The sequence below is a fragment of the Paenibacillus sp. EKM301P genome (assembly GCF_011800295.1).
Taxonomy (GTDB): Bacteria; Bacillota; Bacilli; order Paenibacillales; family Paenibacillaceae; genus Paenibacillus; species Paenibacillus polymyxa.
On the sequence record NZ_JAALFM010000078.1, the window covers coordinates 1 to 500 of the forward strand.

The 500-nt window shown below is 55.0% G+C and carries 1 protein-coding gene; it reads left to right on the forward strand.

Annotated features, from left to right (window positions below):
• Positions 1–500: AMP-binding protein (locus tag HFD99_RS24895; RefSeq protein WP_167441061.1), on the forward strand; the 500-nt coding region annotated here is incomplete at both ends.

Here is a 500-nt window from a genome sequence, read left to right on the forward strand (position 1 = left end):
ATCTTGAAGGCCGGCGGAGCCTATGTGCCGATTGATCCGGAATATCCGGCCGATCGTATCCGCTTTATGCTGGAGGATTCGGGAGCGAAGCTGGTGCTGACACAATCACATCTGACGGAGCAAGTGTCGCTGAGTTTCGACGGCCAGGTGCTGGTGCTGGATCGTCAGGAGCAGGATGGCAAGAACATTTATCACGAAGACGGCTCGAATCTGGAGCCCCTAGCTGGACCGCATCATGTTGCCTATGTCATCTATACCTCCGGTTCGACCGGAAAACCAAAGGGCGTAATGGTGGAGCATCATTCCGTGCTGAACCGGATTTTGTGGATGCATGATCGTTATGGCTTGAGTGCAGAAGATACGATTCTGCAAAAGACCGCCTTCACCTTCGACGTGTCGGTGTGGGAGCTGTTCTGGTGGTCGATGGTCGGCTCGAAGGTAAGCCTGTTGCCGGTTGGCGGGGAAAAGAACCCGGAAGACATCGTGGACACGATTGCCCG